Consider the following 14,302-nt stretch of genomic DNA (forward strand, 5'->3'; position numbering starts at 1 on the left):
GTCAGTCGTTCTTATGTTTCTCGCGTTTCGCGCGGTACTCGGCGATCTGCGCCTCTAGTCGGTCGGCATAGGCGGCGCGGTCGGCATCGGACATGGCCGCGAGATGCGTCAAGAGCACCTCCTGACCCATCTCGAAGCGCGCGGCAAATCCGTCGCGCTGGGTGCGCATCTGCGCCGCGACCCGGTCGGCGTCAAACGGCACGGCGCGCAGGTCGATCACAAGCGCGTCGAAACTGTCGCCGATGCTGGGACCGGTGTCCGTGCGACTGCGCCATGCGTCCCGCATCGCGCGGCCAATGGCGCGGCGGTCCGCATCCGAGAGCGCGCGTGTGAGCGGCCCCCCGACCATGTCGAGCCGCGAGGGGTGATGACCGGCGTGATCGCCGCCATGGCGCAGCGCCCAGCCCGCCGCCAGCCCCGCCACCGCAAGGTTGAGCGCCAGAGAGGCCACCAAAAGCGCCCGCACCCAAGGCTTGGGTCGCGCTGCGGTCTGCTGCTCTGCCATCAGAAATCTCCCGCCAGTTCAAACACCGCTTCGGGTGTGATGTCGACCAGATAGGCCGCCTCGCTGCTGCCGGATAGCCCCTCGGGCAGCGCGGTCCCGATCCAGACGCCCGCCACAACGGCCGTTGCCAGCCCTGCCATCGCGGGCCAGCCACCCAAGAGGCGATAGAGTTGTTCCACAAGACCAGCGCGCGGCGCGGCCTCAGAGGCTAGAGCGCGGCGGGTGATCCAGACCTGTTCGGCCTCGGCATCGCTGAGCACGCGCGCCAGAAGATCCGCCGAAGGCGCGGGCGGATGGGTGCGGGCGGCGTCAAAGAACGCGCCAAGCCCGCCAAGATCCTGATCCTTATCGCTCATCGGCATATCCCAACTCCTCTTGTCGCCCCGCCAGAAGCGCGCTGAGCGCGCGCTTGCCGCGTGAGGTCAGACTTTCGACCGCCTCGACGGTCACGTCCATGATGTCGGCGATATCCGGGTTCGCCAACCCTTCGATGTGGCGCAGAACCACCGCTTGCCGCTGCCGTTCGGGCAACTGATCCAGCGCGGATTGCAGGGCATCGGCGCGGGCGCGGTCCTGCATCCGTTCGGCGGCGCTGGCCTGTCCATCCTCGGGCTCGGGGATGGCGTCAAGCGGCACGGAGCCACCGCGCGCCCGTCTGCGCCGGTCGATACAGAGATTGGCCACCACGCGGTAGAGCCAGGTGCTGACCTTGGCCTCGCCGGGGCGCCATTCGGGGGCCTGCCGCCAGAGCCGCAACAACGCCTCTTGCGCCACATCCTCGGCCTCTGTGCGGTTGCCCAAGAGGCGGTAGCCATGCGCCATGACACGCGGTGTGAGGCGCAGCGTCAGGATGCGTGCGGCCATGGCGTCACCCTCCGCGAACCGCGCCAAGAGCGCGTCGTCGGGCAGGTCCTCCATGGCGTCGAATGGCATGCGCATCGCCCTCTAGCGTATCCTTCGGATCGGCCCCTGACCAGAGGCCCGGCGCGGGGGTGCCCCCGCGCCGAGGTCGGTCACTCGCTTGCCTTCTTGTCCTTCATCATGCCGTGATGCTGGCCATGCTGGCCGCGCATTTCCGAGAACTCTTCCTTGGAAATCGCCCCGTCGCCATCGGCGTCGATCTTTTCGAACATCTTGCCCTTGTTGCGGGCCTGCATTTCGTCGGGGCTGAGCTTGCCATCGCTGTTGGCATCATGCCGCTCGATCATGTGATCGGCATAGGCGGCCATGCGCTCGGCCTGACGCTCGGTCATGCGTGTGACCAATTCATCCTTCGACAGGGCACCATCGCCATCGGTGTCGGCCCCCTCGAACCGCGCCTGCATATGGGCGGTCATTTCCTCGGGTGTGATCTTGCCATCGGCGTCGGCGTCCAGATCTTCAAAGCTGTGCTGCATGCCCATGCCTTTGCCCATCTTGCCTTTGTGGCTGTCGGCCTGTGCCACGCTCAGCCCACCGGCCAGAATTGCGGCGGTCAGGCCTACCATCAGAGCTGTCTTGTTCATCGTGATATCTCCCTTGGGGATTTGAAGTGATCTCGCGAAGCCCCCCGCTCTTCGGGGCGTTTCTAAGGTCTCTAACGCGGGGTGCTGGCCGCTCCGTCGCGGGTGATGAAATTATTTGCAGGGGCGGGGCCGTCTTTGCGACATCGCGCCGCAAGGACGGTCTGTCACCTTTCCTCTATGTCCCGCATGCGCCATGTTTGCGCAAACGCTAAGCGAGGCCACCATGCGCGATACCACCGTTGTTCACACTGACCGTGCCCTATGGCCTGCGCTGCGTCGTGGGTTTTCCCGCAAATGCCCGAATTGCGGCAGCGGTCCGATTCTCAGCAGCTATCTCAAACTGCGCGACACCTGCCCGGTCTGCCGCGAGGATCTGAGCCATGCGCGCGCCGATGATGGCCCGGCGTATCTGACGATTCTGATTGTGGGGCATCTGATGGCGCCGCTCCTGCATATTGCGTTTGTGCAGTTCCGGCCCGAGCCTCTGGTGCTCTTTACGATATTCGCTATTGGCACCATCGCGCTCTCGCTCTACCTTTTGCCCCGGTTGAAGGGGGCCATCGTGGCCTTTCAATGGGCGCGGCTGATGCATGGGTTCAAAGAGAGCCACTAGCCCCGCCACAAAGGGGCAGGCATGACCGTTATAGACAAGACCGCCATTCGCGACGCAGCGACCGTGATCGTATTGCGCGATCCCGAGCGCCCGCATGTCTTGATGGGGCAGCGCGGGGCCGAGGCGGCGTTCATGCCGAACAAGTTCGTCTTTCCCGGTGGGGCGGTGGATGCGGGCGATGCGGATATTCCGCTGGCGCGACCTCTGCCGCAGCTCTGTGCTGCGCGGCTGACCGAGGATTGCGACCGCGATCTGAGCCACGCGATTGCCGCCGCCGCCATTCGGGAACTGTGGGAGGAGACCGGGCTGGCATTGGGCACGCCCGGCGCATGGCCGGGGGCGGTGCCCGGCGACTGGACAGGCTTTGCCGCGCGCGGTCTGGTGCCGGTGGCCGATCCATTGCAATTCGTGTTTCGCGCCATCACCCCGCCGGGCCGCCCGCGCCGCTTCGATGCACGGTTCTTTCTGGTCCATGCCGAGTCCTTGGCCGGTGATCCCGACGATTTTTCCGCCGCCTGCGAGGAATTGAGCCATTTGCAGTGGATTCCGCTGGAAGAGGCGCGCCGCTTTGACCTGCCCTTCATCACCGAGGTGGTGTTGGCCGAAGTCACGGCGCGGGCGCATGACCGCAACCCGCCCGCGTCGGTGCCCTTCTTCCGCAATGATGACGAGGAGAGCCTGTTTTTGCGATTGAAGGGCGCGGCGGCTGGGTGAACGGGGGGGCGCGCGTCCCCCTTGCGCGGAATCAAGGTGCCGCAGGCACCACCGCGAGGCGCCCGACCGCCCCCCGGGCGGGCGCCTTTGCGACGTAGCAACCTATTGAGAGCGCTTAATATTTTGCAGATATAAATTGCCCATCATTTCTGTTGGAGCGCCCTCCCGCGGTCGGGCCCCGCGCGGCTCAGCGCTCGCGCCCACACCCTCTTACCTCAACGCCACCACCGCAATCACCGAGAGCGTGATGAGCGCAATCCCCCAACCCTCGCGCTGGGAAATCCGCTCACCAAAGAAGAGCACCGAGGCGAAGAGCGAAAAGATCACCTCGACCTGTCCCACCGCAAAGACCATCGCCGCGTTTTGAAGGGTGAAGGCGGTGAACCAGCACAGACTGCCCGCCATGCCGGTCAACCCCATCCAGACCGCTGTGCGCCGCGCCGCGATCACACGCCCCACCTGTCCCGGCTCTCGCCAAATCAGCCAAAGTGAGAGCGCCACCGCCTGCATCACCGTCACCACCATGAGCGACAGCCCTGCGCGCAGCAGCGGGTCTTCACTCGCAATCTCCAGCGTAGCGCCGCGATAGCCCACGGCAGAGACCGCAAAAAACGCCCCCGAGGCCAGCCCAAGCGCTGCCGCGCGATTGCCGAAACGTCGCCACCAGCGGCCTTCAAATCCCGGTGTTTCGGACAGGATCAGCACACCGATCAGCCCCAACAGGATCGCACCCAGGCCCAACCATGTGATCCGGTCACCCAGAATCACAAGGCCCACGAGGGCGGTCTGCACCACCTCGGTTTTCTTGAAGGTGATGCCAACGGCGAAATTCCGCTCTGCAAAGAGCGCCACCACGCACCATGTCGCTAGAATCTGCGTCAACCCGCCCACGACGGCATAGACCCAGAACAGCGGTGTGTAGCCCGGCCAAGTGGCCCCTTTAGCGGCCAGATACCCCAGCGACAGCGCCACAACGAAAGGCGCGGAATAGAAAAAACGCGCCAAGGTCGCGCCACCTGCGCTGAGCGCGCCCATGCTCAGGTGCTTTTGCAGCATGAATCGCAGCGTTTGAAACGCCGCCGCTGCAATCGAGAGAAATATCCAAGGCTCCATGCCTGTCACGCGCCGCGCGTGGGCGCAGGCGCGTCAGCCGCCAAACTGGCCCTCATAGACCGGTTCCAGCGTCGGCGTGTCAAAGAGCGACGACACACTGGTGCCGCTCCAGATGTTGAGGATGGCTTGGGCAAAGACCGGGGCGGTCGGGATGATGCGGATGTTTGGCGTCGCCTTGACCGCCTCTGTGGGCAGGATCGTGTCCGTGATCACCATGGATTTCAGAACGGATTTGGTGATGCGCTCGACCGCCGGGCCGGACATGACGCCATGGGTGGTATAGGCATGCACCTCGCGCGCGCCGTTTTCCATCAGCACTTCGGCAGCCTTGCACATGGTGCCCGCCGTGTCGCACATGTCATCGACGATAATACAGATCTTGTCGGTCACATCGCCGATCACGGTCATTTCCGCGACCTCGCCCGCCTTCTCCCGGCGCTTGTCGACAATCGACAGCGGAGCTGTGATCCGCTTGGCCAGTTCGCGGGCCCGGGCCACGCCGCCCACGTCCGGCGAGACCACCATCACATCCTGCATCCGCCCCTTGAATTGCGTCATGATATCCAGCGCAAAGATTGGCGAGGCGTAAAGATTGTCCACCGGAATGTCGAAAAAGCCCTGAATTTGTGCGGCGTGCAGGTCCATGGTCAACACCCGCTCAACCCCTGCCTCGACAATCATATTGGCGACGAGTTTCGCCGAAATCGGCGTGCGCGCCTTGGAGCGGCGATCCTGCCGGGCATAGCCGAAATAGGGAATCACGGCGGTGATGCGCGCCGCCGAGGACCGGCGCAGCGCGTCGGCCATGATAAGCAGTTCCATCAGGTTGTCATTGGCCGGGTTCGACGTGGGCTGGATAATGAACATATCCTCGCCGCGCACATTTTCGTAGACCTCAACAAAGATTTCCTGATCGTTGAACCGTTCGACCCGTGCGTCGACCAGCCCCACGTTGACGCCGCGGTGCATCGACATTCGCCGGGAAATGGCCGTGGCAAGCGGCATGTTGGCATTGCCCGAAATGAGCTTCGGTTGCGATGTGGCTGGCATGATGTGTCCCCGGCTGCACAGTGTGACAGATTCGTGATGTTGACACCGCTTAGCATGTGGTCATGCTCAGGCAAAGCGATGCAGCAAAGGAACGCGCCGAAATGGCCCATATTGACTATTATTTCTCGACCCTCTCTCCCTATGCCTATCTGGCGGGCGCGGGGCTGGAGGAGAGCGCGGCGCGCCATGGCGCGAGCGTCACCTACAAGCCGCTCGACATCATGGCGCTCTTTGCGCGTACCGGCGGCGCTGCCCCGGCGGATCGCCACCCATCGCGCACCGCCTATCGCAATCAGGAATTGCCGCGTCAGGCGAAAAAGCGTGGCATGGCCCTGACGCTCAAACCGGCGTTCTGGCCCACCAATCCCGCGCCCTCATCCTATGCCATCATCGCCGCGCAGAGCGCGGGCGGTGGTGATCTGGGCGGGCTGGTGCAGTCCATCCTGCGCGCCTGCTGGGCGGAGGAGCGGAACATCGCCGAAGATGAGGTGATCCGCGATTGCCTCAAACGCGCCGGGTTCGATCCGGCATTGGCCGACACGGGGCTTTTGAGCGGCGCAGAAACCTATGCCACCAATCTTGAAGAGGCGGTGGCCGCAGGCGTCTTTGGCGCCCCCTTCTATGTGGTGGACAGCGGCCAGAATTTCTGGGGTCAGGACCGGCTCGAGGATCTCGACCTGCATCTGGCGGGCAAGCTCTGATCCGATGCCGCTGGGGCTGAGGGGCGGATTTCCGACCTATTGGACAGAGTTGGGCAGCGGGCCACGTCGCGCCTTGGCCATTCATTGCTCTCTGTCGCATAGCGGCAGTTGGGGGCCCTTGGCGCGCGAGGTGAGTGGCGCGCTGCGGCTGACGGCGTTTGATCTGCCGGGGCATGGGCAGAGCGGGGCTTGGTCCGGCGCGGGCGATATTCAGGCGGTCAGCACTGCGATGGCCGCCGATTTTCTCAACGCGCCCACCGATATCATCGGCCATTCCTTTGGCGCGACGGTGGCGTTGCGGCTGGCGGTCGAGCGCCCGGATCTGGTGCGCTCGCTGATCCTCTACGAGCCGGTGTTCTTTGCTGTGGCGCTGCACGATCAGCCCGGTTTGCGCGCAGGCCACGAGGCCGAGATGGCCGACTATGCGGCGGGCATGGCGGCGGGGGATTTTTTGCAGGCCGCTGAGGGATTTACCCGCGTTTGGGGCGATCGGCGCGGATGGACGGCCCTGCCTAAGGGCGCGCGCGCCGCGATGGCGGCACAGATGCCGCTGATCGAGGCCGCGACCGATGCGCTCTATGGCGATTCGGGCGGGATGCTGTCGAGCGGCGCGTTGACGCGGATCAGCGCGCCGGTGCTGTTGATGGAAGGCAGCGCCTCGCCCGCGATCATCGCCGCGATCAATGAGGGGCTTGCCGCGCGGATACCCGATGCGCGGCGCGTTGTGGTGCAGGGCGCGGGGCATATGGGGCCGATCAGCCATGCGCGCGTTGTGGCGGAGGAGATTCGGGGGTTTATTGGGGGGATGAAGGAGGATTAACGCGGGACATTGCATCGCGCGGCGGCGCTCTGTGCCTTGTTCCGCGCGGCGTAAGTGCGCCGGGTGAGTCCGCCCTACATCAGATCGCTGAGCGCCACCGGCTGACCGGGCGCATCGGCGAACTCCACAGCTTCGACATCGACCAGCACAACCGCCCCCTTCGGCCCCTCAAGAATCACCCGCGTGCCCTCGCGCCCGATTCCGTAAGCCTCCCGCGCCCCCGGCAGAATCGCCAGATCGCGGCCCGTGCCGCCGTGCATCCGGTCATTCCCGCCTGAACCGACCAAGACATCGTCCCCGGCAGCGCCCAGCAGAATATCGGCCTTGGCCGTGCCCTCGAGCCGCGCGCCATCCGGTCCGGCGCGCTGCGTTACACCATGCAGGAAAACGCCCTCCGGGCGCGCCGCATCCCAATCCGGCGCCACCGCATTGGCGCGCATCAAAGCGTCCCAGCGGGGTGTCGTATCGTCGAGATGTCGGAGCGCGCCCCAACTGCCCCATTTCGAGGGCGCGGCCACATCGACAAAAGCGTTGAAAAGCGTGCCGCCTGCCGCTGTCCAGCCGCCGAGCAATTCGTCATAGAGCGCGCCCATCTGCGGACTGTAATTGAACCCGACAAAGAACTCGGTCAGCGCGTCATTCTCGACCACTGCCCCTTGGCCCACCACATGCGTGCCGCCCTCATACATCACCAACCGAAGCCCGTGCCGGGCGGCGACCCCGGCGTGATACGGCAGGGTATCGCGCAGCAAGTCGCCCAAGGACCCCTGTCGCAACGCCTCGGCGGCCAGATCGTAGGCCAGATCATAGCGATGCGCGGCCAGATGCGCCTCGGGATCAGCGCCGGTCTCGGCCGCCTTGGCGCGGGCCACCGCCTCGCTCGCGGCGATCCAGCCCAAGACGGTGCCTTGCTGATCCTCGCCGCCCAACTCATAGCCGAAATACCCGGTCACGGCATAGGCATCAAAGCGGCTGACGGGCGGCGCGGTCAGTTGCCCGTGCTCAAGCGCCAGAGGGGCCATAAGGAGCGGCTCTTCCAGCCCCGGCCAGCCGGTATGGGTGCCGACCACGATCTGCAACCGGTCCTCGTGGCCGGTAAACTCGGCGCGCCAGATATCCGCCATCTGCGCCGCACGCAGGCCCGCGAACTGCATCCAGGCGTCGTCGCCCGCGTCATCGCCCCACAGCGCCAGCGCCTGATCGCGGACCCAAGCGGTCTGGGGAAACATGAAATTCCAGACCTCGTTGGAATATTCCACATCCGCCCTGAGGCCGGGGGCCAGATGATCGCGCAGATAGGCGGCAAAGCCCCGCATATAGCCGTCATCGGCCATATGCGGCATGTTCACCCAAGGGTCGGCGCCGATCTGGTTGGCGAGATCCACCATCACCTCGACCGGCACGCCGCGCCAGATATAGGTGGCATCCTCTGGCACCGGGCGGTCGTCCCATGTGACCTGCGGCGCGCCATTGGTGAACATCCAGTCCATGAAGCGGATCACGCGCACATCGGCCACCGTGTCGATCCAGAGCGGGTTGAAGATCACGCCCAACTCATGCAGCGCTACCTGATCCTCGCGCACCACGGTGATGTCGCGCAGTGGGTCGGCGGCATCGGTCTCCAAGAGGCTGAGCGCCACCGGCCCTTCGCCAGGCGTCACATCGAACCGCACCTCGCGCTTGCCATAGTCATAACGCACGTTATCAGCGCGCCCCACGACCCGGATCACGCCGGTGCCGGTGTAGCGCAGCAGATACCGCCCGCTCAGATGTGTCGCCGCCTCAGGCTGATCGGTCAGGATGAACGCCTCCAGCGCCTTAGCCCCGTCGGGCAGCGCCAGCGGCCATCCGAAGGCGTCGAGATAGCCGCCTGCGCGCAAGGCCTCGGTCGAAAACGCACCCCATTGATCGGCGGTATGACCCACCCAGGGGCGCGCAGTCTTCATCACATCAACAAAGGGATGCTGGCTCGACCAATCCGCAATCCCGTTCAGCCCCATGCCAAGGCTGGGGTTGGCCAGCCCCATGCCGGGGGCGGCCTCTGCCGCTTGCACGGGCGCAGTGACCTGCGCCGCGTCGCGCAGCCCCAAACCCTGGGCGATCTCTTCGGTCAGGCGCATATATGTCTCACGCACCAGCGGGTGCAGGCTGTCGGGCAGTTGAAATGCCGCTGGGGCAGGGGTCTCGAACAGCCCGGAATAGGTGATGAGCGCCGCCAGAAAATAGAGCGTGGCGGTGCCGTGCGGTGCGTCATCGGAATAGAGCGCCTCAACCGGGATATCCTCCAACAGGCCGGTTTGCAGGCCAGAGAGCACGGATGAGACCGGCAAAAGCGTGATCTCGACCCCGGGCCGCGCCGCTTGCAACCCCGTCACATAGTCGCGGAACCAGTCGTGATAATCGCTGAGCGCATAACCATGCCAGCGGCGCAGATTGCGCGCTGAAGGCGGAAATCCTCGGGTAAAGCCGCCCATGTCCGGCCAGCCTTCGTAGATCACGATGCGCGCGCCGGGCCAGTCGGCGATGGCGCGGTCGATCACATCGAGTGTCACCGAAACCGGGCTGGCATTGTCGGGATTGTCACCCTCGAAACCCGCATCAGGCGCTTGATATTGAATGAAATTCGCAGGCGTGATCAGCACGGTATCAGCCGCACCGCGCCGCGCAGTCACGCCCTCGAAGGACCAGTTCGAGGACACGCCCTGCGCCGCGAAATCGCGCAGAAATCCCCATTGCCCCGAGAGCGCCAGATCGCGCCCCCCCGCCTGCGCCAATCGCGCCAGCCAATAGGGCACATTGGTGGCTGGATCGTCGCTGAGATGATGTACAAGAGAATTGCCGAACACATGCGCGCTGAGCGCTGCGCGCTCGGCCTGCGCCGGGGCCGTGCCCAGAATGAATAGCGCCCCGATGAGGCCAATCAGATGTCGCACGGTCCATTCCCCCTGTCTTTTCCCCAATATAGAGGCGGGACGCGCGTCTTGCCACTCTCTGCGGTGCCGAGCGGGGAGACGGCGATTCTTGAGTATTTTCACCAAGAAAAAGCAGGGGCCTGCACTTCCTGCTTTGCCCGCGCAGGGGGATCGGGCAGAAAGAGGCATGACGCCTGATGATCTGGTTCTCACCCCCCTTGGCCTGCGATTCCGTGGGCAGCTCTATCCCTGCACCCTCGGGCGCGGCGGCGTGTCGGCGCGCAAACGCGAGGGGGATGGGGCGACGCCGGTTGGCAGTCACCGCATCGTGGGGCTGCTCTATCGCCCCGACCGCATGGCGCGGCCCACAGATTGGGCAGTGCCGATCCGACCCGGTGATCTGTGGTCGGATGATGCGGGCCACGAGGATTACAACCTCATGGTGCGCGCGCCCTATCCGCATAGCCATGAGGTGCTGCGCCGGGCCGATCCGCTCTATGATCTGGTGCTGATCACCGATTGGAACTGGCCGCAGGCGGTGCGCGGGCGGGGATCTTGCATCTTTATCCACCGCTGGCGGCGGCCGGGCTATCCCACGGCGGGCTGTATCGGCTTGCGCCCTGATCACCTGCTGCGCATCGCGCGCCAGATCACCTATGGCGCGCGATTGATCGTGCCGCCTCAGTCGTAATCGCGCGCGCCAAAGATGGCAGAGCCGACGCGGATATGCGTCGCCCCCTGCGCAATCGCGCTCTCGAAATCGCCGCTCATGCCCATCGACAGGCCCGCGAGCCCGTTGCGCGCCGCCATTTTCGCCAGAAGTGCGAAATGCAGGCTCGGCTCCTCCTCCACCGGCGGAATGCACATCAGCCCCTTGACCGGCAGATCAAGCGCGCGACACTCGGCCACGAATCCATCCACGGCCTCGGGCAGCACGCCCGCCTTTTGCGGCTCTGCGCCGGTGTTGACCTGCAGGAACAGGTCAGGGCAATGCCCCATCTCCTGTGCCAGACGTGCAATCGCCTGCGCGATCTTGGGCCGGTCCACGGAATGGATTGCTTGAAACATCTCCATCGCCTGCCGCGCCTTGTTGCTCTGCAAGGGGCCGATGAGGTGCAGGACGATCCCGGCATAACGCTCTTGAAAGGCCGGCCAGCGGCCAGCGGCCTCTTGCACCCGGTTTTCACCAAAGACGCGGTGGCCCTGATCGAGCACGGCGGCAACGCGCTCCTCAGGTTGCACCTTGGAGACTGCGATCAAGTCCACATCCTCCGGTGCGCGTCCTGCCGCGACGCAGGCCTTGTGCATCCGTGCCTTGATTTCGCTCAGCCCCATGACCGCTCCCTCATATTGCCTATGCCTTGCATGCCACAGGCCACGGGCCCGGCACAAGTGCGCGACAAACCGTCAAACGGCTTGCCCCTCCGCCCCGGCTTGGATAGTAGGGATGGAAACAATCTCGGACGGTGCCATGACCCATTCGCGTCTCAAGATCCTCGGCCTCACTGCGACCTGTCTCGTGCTTCTGAGCGGGTGCGGCGGGTTCAAGAACGCCACGCTCGATGAAGAGGCGATGCGCGTGAAGGGCGGGCGCGAGCGGCAGGTCGCGGCGGGAGACGGCTCGATCCTCGATGCCTTTCGCGGTGCCAAGGACACAGTCAAGGTCAACCGCTTTCTCTGGACCGCCTCGCTTCAGGTGCTGGATTTCCTGCCGATCGAGGCTGCTGATCCCTTTACCGGCGTGATTTCCACCGGCTATGGCACCCCGCCGGGCGGCGGACAGGCCTACCGCGCCACGATCCTCATCAGCGACCCGGCGCTTGACGCCCGCTCGCTCAACGTCGCCCTGCAAACGCGAGGGGGGGCGGTCGATGCCGCCACCGAACGCGCGGTCGAAGATGCGATCCTCAACCGCGCTCGGCAATTGCGTATCAACGCTGCGAAGTTCTGAGGCAGGCGTCCGGCTGGCGGCGCTCTTGCAGCGCCTGCCGGATGATCTGTTGCGACGAATTGACAAAGAGCGCGGCCATGAGCCCCGCCACGATCAGGTCGGGCCAGCCAGACCCGGCTCCCCAGACCGCCAGCGCCGCGACCATCACCGCGACATTGCCAATCGCATCGTTGCGCGAACACAGCCAGACCGAGCGGACGTTGGCATCGCCGTCCTTATAGGCCATGAGCAGGAGCACGCTTGCCACATTCGCGGCCAGTGCCAGAAACCCGATGCTGCCCATGATCCCGGCCTCTGGCACACCCAGATAGAACACCCTGTAAACGGTTGTGCCCAGCACCCAGAGCCCCATCGCCATGAGGCTGAGCCCCTTGACGAGCGCCGCCGTGGCCCGCACCCGTATCGACATGCCGATCACGGCCAAGGACAGCCCATAGGTCATCGCATCGCCCAGAAAATCCAGCGCATCCGCCTTGAGCGCCTGCGACTGCGCCGCTTGCCCTGCGACCATTTCCACCCCGAACATCGTCGCGTTGATGGCGATCACCATCCACAACCTCCGCCGGTAAACCGCTGACACACCGTCGAACCGCGCCTCATGGCCACAACATCCCGCCATTGCGAGCCTCCTTTGCATTTGCGTCACAGGCAATGTAATCTCTCTAGTGACTAGAGCTTCAAGAGGGTATTGCATGTTTTTCTCGATTGGCGATCTGGCGGCGCGCACTGGCGTCAAGGTGCCCACAATCCGCTATTACGAATCCCGTGGCCTGCTCTCGGCCCCGCTGCGCAGTTCGGGCAACCAGCGTCGCTATGGGCATGCCGAGTTGGAGCGTCTGGGCTTTATACGCCACGCCCGCGATCTGGGGTTCTCGCTCGAGGCCATCTATGCGCTGATCGAGTTGCAGGGCCACCCCGACCGCGCCTGCGCGAGCGCCACCCGGATCGCGCAGGGCCAACTGGACGCGGTCCGCGAGAAAATCCGCCGGTTGCGCGCGCTCGAGTCGGAATTGGCGCGAATCGCAGAGGGCTGCACGGGCGACGGCGCCGCGCGCGATTGCTACGTGCTGGCGTCACTGGCGGATCACGATCTCTGCGTTCAGGATCATGCGCGCGACACCAGCCCCTCGACCCAACTCACCTGACGCGGCAGGCAGATCGTGCGCAAATCATACTGCGCGCGGATCAGGTCGCGCGCATTGGCCCCCAATCGTGCCCGCTCCTCTGCGTCCTCCAAGAGCGCACAAACCTGACCCACCAGCGCATCGCGGTCAAAGAAATCCACCAGCCGCCCGGTCTCTCCATTCGTGATGACCTCGCGCACCGGGGCAGTATCTCCCGCGACAATCGCCGCCTCGCAGGACATCGCCTCCAAAAGCGACCAACTCAGGACAAAGGGATACGTCAGGTAGACATGCACGCGGCTCACCTGCAACAACCGCAGGAACTGATCATAGGGAATGCGCCCCAGAAAATGCACCCTCTGCCAGTCGGGCGTGGAAATGCGGCCACGCACCTCGTCAATGAACATCTGCTTCCAGGTCCGGCCCTTGGGGGGGCGGGCACCATAGCTCACCTCGTCACCGCCCACGATCAGCACCGTGGCATTGGGCCGCTCGCGCAAGAGGCGCGGCAGCGCGCGCATGAACACATGATAGCCGCGATAGGGCTCAAGATTGCGGTTCACAAAGGTGATCACCTCATCGGAGCGGGTCACATCGCATTGCCCCTCGATCGTCAGCCGCACATCGGGCATGGGGCAGGCCTGTATCGTATCGACCCCGTCGTGGCTAACCGTGATCCGCTCGCGAAAGGGGCTGGGAAAGGTATCCGCCTGGAACCGCGTCGGGCTGATGCCTGCGTCTCCCTGCTCGAAATGCAGATGGTTGTTGATGTTCTTCATCCGGATGCGCAGCGTTTCGGCCTCGATATCCGTGCTGGCAAACTCGGGATCAAAGTTCAGATGCGGATAGCCCGCAAGGTGATACAGTTCGCAATAGAGCCCCAACCGTGCCTCAGGCCAGACATCCCGCAGAAAGAGCGATTCACCCCAACCCGGATGGGCCAAAATGACATCGGGCGCATAGCCCTGAGCCCGCAAGTCGACCGCCGCCCGCCAACACGCCTCGGCGCGTGTCACCTTGGTGTCCAGATCCACCAGCCAAGGGTGCAGCTTTTGCCCATCCCGTTTGGGCAGGGCATAGGGGATCACCTGCACCCCTTGCCAATTGGTCGCCTCCTTGACCCGCAGCGTCAGCGCCACGCAGTCATGCCCCTGCCGCACCAAAAGCGGGGCCAGATGTTTGTATTGGCCGGGAAAATTCTGATGGATGAAAAGGATTTTCATGTCTATCCGTACTCGTTCTGCCCTCAGCCGTTATAATCAGCGCATCCGCCCACGCAAACCCCCCGCATTTT

The 14,302-nt window shown here is 64.6% G+C and carries 17 protein-coding genes; 7 read left to right on the forward strand and 10 right to left on the reverse strand.

What is annotated here, in order from left to right; translation table 11 throughout:
• Window position 1: 1 nt before the first annotated feature.
• The 4 genes from ACSSVY_RS06715 to ACSSVY_RS06730 form a co-directional block, all read right to left on the reverse strand.
• The gene (locus ACSSVY_RS06715; RefSeq protein ID WP_454268642.1) at window positions 2–505 is read right to left on the reverse strand and encodes a periplasmic heavy metal sensor; all 504 of its coding nucleotides are present in this window, start codon (window positions 503–505) and stop codon (window positions 2–4) included.
• A complete protein-coding gene (locus ACSSVY_RS06720) occupies window positions 505–867 on the reverse strand; it encodes a hypothetical protein (RefSeq protein WP_454268643.1) in 363 nt (120 codons plus the stop codon). The genes ACSSVY_RS06715 and ACSSVY_RS06720 overlap by 1 nt, the downstream gene beginning before the upstream one ends.
• Complete coding sequence (locus tag ACSSVY_RS06725; RefSeq protein WP_454268644.1) at window positions 851–1,444, reverse strand: RNA polymerase sigma factor; 594 nt, start codon at window positions 1,442–1,444, stop codon at window positions 851–853. Before ACSSVY_RS06725 ends, ACSSVY_RS06720 begins: the two co-directional genes overlap by 17 nt.
• Window positions 1,445–1,518: 74 nt before the next feature.
• Window positions 1,519–2,010 carry an EF-hand domain-containing protein gene (locus ACSSVY_RS06730; protein ID WP_454268645.1) on the reverse strand — a complete coding sequence of 164 codons (492 nt, stop codon included), beginning with the start codon at window positions 2,008–2,010 and terminating at the stop codon, window positions 1,519–1,521.
• A 223-nt stretch (window positions 2,011–2,233) separates the two neighbouring features.
• Between ACSSVY_RS06730 and ACSSVY_RS06735 the strand changes: the two genes are divergently transcribed.
• Together ACSSVY_RS06735 and ACSSVY_RS06740 are read left to right on the forward strand one after the other, a co-directional pair.
• A complete protein-coding gene (locus ACSSVY_RS06735; RefSeq protein WP_454268646.1) occupies window positions 2,234–2,623 on the forward strand; it encodes a DUF983 domain-containing protein in 390 nt (129 codons plus the stop codon).
• A gap of 21 nt (window positions 2,624–2,644) precedes the next feature.
• Window positions 2,645–3,337 carry an NUDIX hydrolase gene (locus ACSSVY_RS06740; RefSeq protein WP_454268647.1) on the forward strand — a complete coding sequence of 231 codons (693 nt, stop codon included), beginning with the start codon at window positions 2,645–2,647 and terminating at the stop codon, window positions 3,335–3,337.
• 210 nt (window positions 3,338–3,547) lie between these two features.
• Here the strand turns inward: ACSSVY_RS06740 and ACSSVY_RS06745 are convergent, their stop codons facing one another.
• Both ACSSVY_RS06745 and ACSSVY_RS06750 read right to left on the reverse strand, forming a co-directional pair.
• Entirely contained in the window at window positions 3,548–4,450 is a 903-nt protein-coding gene (locus ACSSVY_RS06745; protein WP_454268648.1) for an EamA family transporter, read from the reverse strand.
• A 33-nt stretch (window positions 4,451–4,483) separates the two neighbouring features.
• Window positions 4,484–5,500 (reverse strand): ribose-phosphate pyrophosphokinase, encoded by a 1,017-nt coding sequence (locus ACSSVY_RS06750; RefSeq protein WP_454268649.1) that lies wholly within the window; start codon window positions 5,498–5,500, stop codon window positions 4,484–4,486.
• Window positions 5,501–5,601: 101 nt separating this feature from the next.
• Here ACSSVY_RS06750 and ACSSVY_RS06755 point away from each other — a divergent pair, with 101 nt between their 5' ends.
• Complete coding sequence (locus tag ACSSVY_RS06755) at window positions 5,602–6,201, forward strand: DsbA family protein (RefSeq protein ID WP_454268650.1); 600 nt, start codon at window positions 5,602–5,604, stop codon at window positions 6,199–6,201.
• Window positions 6,202–6,205: 4 nt separating this feature from the next.
• Window positions 6,206–7,021 (forward strand): alpha/beta fold hydrolase, encoded by an 816-nt coding sequence (locus ACSSVY_RS06760; protein WP_454268651.1) that lies wholly within the window; start codon window positions 6,206–6,208, stop codon window positions 7,019–7,021.
• Window positions 7,022–7,095: 74 nt separating this feature from the next.
• Here the strand turns inward: ACSSVY_RS06760 and ACSSVY_RS06765 are convergent, their stop codons facing one another.
• Window positions 7,096–9,954 carry a calcium-binding protein gene (locus tag ACSSVY_RS06765; protein WP_454268652.1) on the reverse strand — a complete coding sequence of 953 codons (2,859 nt, stop codon included), beginning with the start codon at window positions 9,952–9,954 and terminating at the stop codon, window positions 7,096–7,098.
• Window positions 9,955–10,120: 166 nt separating this feature from the next.
• On the opposite strand from ACSSVY_RS06765, the gene ACSSVY_RS06770 reads away from it, so the two are divergent.
• Window positions 10,121–10,624: a L,D-transpeptidase family protein gene (locus tag ACSSVY_RS06770; RefSeq protein WP_454268653.1), complete on the forward strand. Its 504-nt coding sequence runs from the start codon at window positions 10,121–10,123 to the stop codon at window positions 10,622–10,624.
• Here ACSSVY_RS06770 and ACSSVY_RS06775 read toward each other — a convergent pair.
• The gene (locus ACSSVY_RS06775; RefSeq protein WP_454268654.1) at window positions 10,615–11,268 is read right to left on the reverse strand and encodes a YggS family pyridoxal phosphate-dependent enzyme; all 654 of its coding nucleotides are present in this window, start codon (window positions 11,266–11,268) and stop codon (window positions 10,615–10,617) included. The genes ACSSVY_RS06770 and ACSSVY_RS06775 overlap by 10 nt on opposite strands.
• A gap of 112 nt (window positions 11,269–11,380) precedes the next feature.
• Here ACSSVY_RS06775 and ACSSVY_RS06780 point away from each other — a divergent pair, with 112 nt between their 5' ends.
• Entirely contained in the window at window positions 11,381–11,884 is a 504-nt protein-coding gene (locus ACSSVY_RS06780; protein ID WP_454268655.1) for a DUF3576 domain-containing protein, read from the forward strand.
• Here the strand turns inward: ACSSVY_RS06780 and ACSSVY_RS06785 are convergent.
• Entirely contained in the window at window positions 11,865–12,503 is a 639-nt protein-coding gene (locus ACSSVY_RS06785) for a cation transporter (protein ID WP_454268656.1), read from the reverse strand. The genes ACSSVY_RS06780 and ACSSVY_RS06785 overlap by 20 nt on opposite strands.
• Before the next feature lie 73 nt (window positions 12,504–12,576).
• On the opposite strand from ACSSVY_RS06785, the gene ACSSVY_RS06790 reads away from it, so the two are divergent.
• On the forward strand, window positions 12,577–13,029 hold the full coding sequence (locus tag ACSSVY_RS06790) for a MerR family transcriptional regulator (RefSeq protein WP_454268657.1): 453 nt from the start codon (window positions 12,577–12,579) through the stop codon (window positions 13,027–13,029).
• On the opposite strand, the gene ACSSVY_RS06795 is transcribed toward ACSSVY_RS06790, so the two are convergent.
• Window positions 12,990–14,231, reverse strand: coding sequence for a glycosyltransferase (locus ACSSVY_RS06795; RefSeq protein WP_454268658.1), 1,242 nt, complete (start codon window positions 14,229–14,231; stop codon window positions 12,990–12,992). The genes ACSSVY_RS06790 and ACSSVY_RS06795 overlap by 40 nt on opposite strands.
• Window positions 14,232–14,302: the final 71 nt, after the last annotated feature.

It is taken from the genome of Roseovarius sp. MBR-51, from assembly GCF_053628575.1.

Excerpts from the sequence above, each read along its gene's own strand:
- ACSSVY_RS06785 (WP_454268656.1), bottom strand. The coding sequence starts at position 12,503 with ATGGCGGGATGTTGTGGCCATGAGGCGCGGTTCGACGGTGTGTCAGCG.
- ACSSVY_RS06770 (WP_454268653.1), top strand. The coding sequence starts at position 10,121 with ATGACGCCTGATGATCTGGTTCTCACCCCCCTTGGCCTGCGATTCCGT.
- ACSSVY_RS06730 (WP_454268645.1), bottom strand. The coding sequence starts at position 2,010 with ATGAACAAGACAGCTCTGATGGTAGGCCTGACCGCCGCAATTCTGGCC.
- ACSSVY_RS06755 (WP_454268650.1), top strand. The coding sequence starts at position 5,602 with ATGGCCCATATTGACTATTATTTCTCGACCCTCTCTCCCTATGCCTAT.
- ACSSVY_RS06735 (WP_454268646.1), top strand. The coding sequence starts at position 2,234 with ATGCGCGATACCACCGTTGTTCACACTGACCGTGCCCTATGGCCTGCG.
- ACSSVY_RS06795 (WP_454268658.1), bottom strand. The coding sequence starts at position 14,231 with ATGAAAATCCTTTTCATCCATCAGAATTTTCCCGGCCAATACAAACAT.
- ACSSVY_RS06745 (WP_454268648.1), bottom strand. The coding sequence starts at position 4,450 with ATGGAGCCTTGGATATTTCTCTCGATTGCAGCGGCGGCGTTTCAAACG.
- ACSSVY_RS06715 (WP_454268642.1), bottom strand. The coding sequence starts at position 505 with ATGGCAGAGCAGCAGACCGCAGCGCGACCCAAGCCTTGGGTGCGGGCG.
- ACSSVY_RS06720 (WP_454268643.1), bottom strand. The coding sequence starts at position 867 with ATGCCGATGAGCGATAAGGATCAGGATCTTGGCGGGCTTGGCGCGTTC.
- ACSSVY_RS06740 (WP_454268647.1), top strand. The coding sequence starts at position 2,645 with ATGACCGTTATAGACAAGACCGCCATTCGCGACGCAGCGACCGTGATC.
- ACSSVY_RS06760 (WP_454268651.1), top strand. The coding sequence starts at position 6,206 with ATGCCGCTGGGGCTGAGGGGCGGATTTCCGACCTATTGGACAGAGTTG.
- ACSSVY_RS06775 (WP_454268654.1), bottom strand. The coding sequence starts at position 11,268 with ATGGGGCTGAGCGAAATCAAGGCACGGATGCACAAGGCCTGCGTCGCG.
- ACSSVY_RS06780 (WP_454268655.1), top strand. The coding sequence starts at position 11,381 with ATGGAAACAATCTCGGACGGTGCCATGACCCATTCGCGTCTCAAGATC.
- ACSSVY_RS06725 (WP_454268644.1), bottom strand. The coding sequence starts at position 1,444 with ATGCGCATGCCATTCGACGCCATGGAGGACCTGCCCGACGACGCGCTC.
- ACSSVY_RS06750 (WP_454268649.1), bottom strand. The coding sequence starts at position 5,500 with ATGCCAGCCACATCGCAACCGAAGCTCATTTCGGGCAATGCCAACATG.
- ACSSVY_RS06790 (WP_454268657.1), top strand. The coding sequence starts at position 12,577 with ATGTTTTTCTCGATTGGCGATCTGGCGGCGCGCACTGGCGTCAAGGTG.